The sequence below is a fragment of the Actinophytocola sp. genome (genome assembly GCF_036402745.1).
Classification (GTDB): domain Bacteria; phylum Actinomycetota; class Actinomycetes; order Mycobacteriales; family Pseudonocardiaceae; genus Actinophytocola.
The window spans coordinates 1-2,345 of record NZ_DASWSJ010000189.1; the positions used below are offsets into that span (position 1 = coordinate 1).

At 69.5% G+C, this 2,345-nt stretch carries 3 protein-coding genes; 1 reads left to right on the forward strand and 2 read right to left on the reverse strand.

The window, feature by feature from the left end:
• A partial coding sequence (locus VGD70_RS18300; protein ID WP_331082828.1) for a UDP-glucose dehydrogenase family protein occupies positions 1–864 on the forward strand: 864 nt, incomplete at its 5' end.
• Positions 865–870: 6 nt separating this feature from the next.
• Here the strand turns inward: VGD70_RS18300 and VGD70_RS18305 are convergent.
• Entirely contained in the window at positions 871–2,091 is a 1,221-nt protein-coding gene (locus tag VGD70_RS18305) for an MFS transporter (RefSeq protein ID WP_331082830.1), read from the reverse strand.
• 74 nt (positions 2,092–2,165) lie between these two features.
• A partial coding sequence (locus VGD70_RS18310) for an AIR carboxylase family protein (protein ID WP_331082832.1) occupies positions 2,166–2,345 on the reverse strand: 180 nt, incomplete at its 5' end.

Sequence of the window (2,345 nt, forward strand, 5' to 3'; positions counted from 1 at the left end):
CCGGAGTTCCTCCGCGAGGCCCACGGCGTCGACGACACGCTGCACCCGGACCGCCTGGTGTTCGGCGTACAGTCCGCGGCCGCCGAGGCGAGGCTGCGCGAGGTGTTCGCCAGCCCGATCGCCGAGGGCACACCCGTCGTGGTCTGCAACCTGCCCACGGCCGAGCTGGTCAAGGGCGGCGCGAACGCCTTCCTGGCAACGAAGATCTCCTTCATCAACGCGCTCGCGGAGATGGCCGACGCGACCGGCGCGGACGTCACCCAGCTCGCGGACGCACTCGGCCACGACAAGCGGATCGGCCGCGGCATGCTGAACGCCGGCCCGGGGTACGGCGGCGGCTGCCTACCGAAGGACCTGCGCGCGTTCATGGCCAGGGCGGGTGAACTCGGCGTCGAAGAGGTGATCACGCTGCTCCGCGAGGTCGACGACATCAACCAGCATCGGCGGGCGCGGATCGTGGACGTCACCCACGAACTGCTCGGCGCGGAATGGGTCGGGCGGAACGTCACCGTGCTCGGCGCGGCGTTCAAGGCGGGCACCGACGACGTCCGCGACTCGCCTGCCCTCGATGTTGCCGGGCGCATCCAACTGCACGGCGCGACCGTCACCGTGTACGACCCGGAGGCGATGGAGAACGCCCGGCGGGTTCGGCCCACCCTCCGGTACGCCGCGTCCGCGGCCGAGGCCTGCGAGGGAGCTCACCTGGTCCTGCACCTGACCGAGTGGCCCGAGTTCCGCGAGCTGGACCCGGCCGCCTTGCGGGGAGCGGTGGAGACCCCGGTGGTGGTGGACGCCAGGCTGTCGCTCGACGCGAAGAAGTGGCGCGACGCCGGCTGGATCTACCGAGCCCCGGGAAAGCCCTAGCAGGGGTTAGGAAACCGTGGCGTTCCGAAGGACGGGGCGGGTGAGTGCGACGAGTCCGATCAGGGCCGACGCGATACCGATGCCGAGGCAGACACCGGTGATGCCCACCCCGTTCACGTCCGCCAGGCTGCCCAGCACCGGGTTCATCACGACGAGCGCGAGGCTCTGACACAAGACCACCACGGACTGCAGCCGCGACTGGTACTCCCGCTCGACGGAGTTCATCAGCAGCGGCAGCACGTGTCCCGTGAAGGTCCCGACGCCGACGCCGCTCACGAAGGCAGCGGCGATCGTCAACGGCAACGGGTCCAGCACCGACAAGCCGATGACGCCGACGCCTCCGAGCAGGAGCCCGAGGACAGCCACCAGGCCCGGGCGGCGGAAGGCACCACGGGTGAGGATGCGCAGCGCGATCACGCCGACCCCGACACTCCGGCAGGCGATCAGCAAACCCGCCGTGGCGGCGTCCCAGCGGTGGTCCCTGGCCAGCAGCGGTAGGAGCAGCGTGTCCATCGGCATCAACAGGCCGGCCGCGATCGTCATCGTGATCAGCAACGTCCGGGTCAAGGGGCGCCCAAACGCTATCTTCACGCCGTCCACGATGGACCGGAACATCCCCGTCGTGATCCGCCCGTGCGGCGCGGTGGTGCCGCGCAAGGACAGCAGTACGACGATCATCACGGCGAACGTCAGCGCGTCGAAGCCCGCCGCCGCCGTGAGGCCGGACCACCTGACCAGCAGACCACCCACCGCAGTACCGGTGACGGCGAAGACGACCCCGGTCACCTGGAAGCTCGCCAGGGCGCGCGGGATCTGCTCCGGCGGCACCAGCAGGCGGGGCATCGACCGGGACGACGGCATGAAGAACGCGTCGATCACGCCTACCGCCAGGGCCGTGACGACCAGCAGTGAGACCGTCTCCCCCAGGGCGATGGTCGCCGGAACCAGCGCGGCCGTGAGCACGAACATCGCGACACAACTGGCCAGCAGAACCTTGGGCGCACCGAAGCGGTCGCCAACGGCACCACCGATCAGCAACAGGGCAGCGCGAGGCGCCGCGGCGAGCAGCAGGACCAGCCCGGCAACGCGGCCGCCGTGCTGGGTGGCGGACCATCCGATGGCGAACATCATCGTCAGGTCGCCGAGGAGGGACACGGCAGCACCGAACAGCCAGACCCAGTAACGGGCCGGGATGCTCTGTGTGTCCGAGTCAGTGGGCGGAGTCACGATCGACGACCTTAGACGACAAAGGTTGGGATCTCACGGCTACCCGCCCCGGGTTTGTGGAAACCGTTGCACGGTCAGCCTTTACGCAGCTTTGCCGCGTCGTCACGCACAGTACTTCCCTTGGCTCTGGCCTGCGCGGCCAATGTCTCCTGGAAAGCGCTCATCCGCGCCCGCAGCTCCTCGTCGTACGCCGCCAGGATCCGTACTGCGAGCAGTCCGGCGTTGCGCGCGTTGCCGATCGACACGGTAGCGAC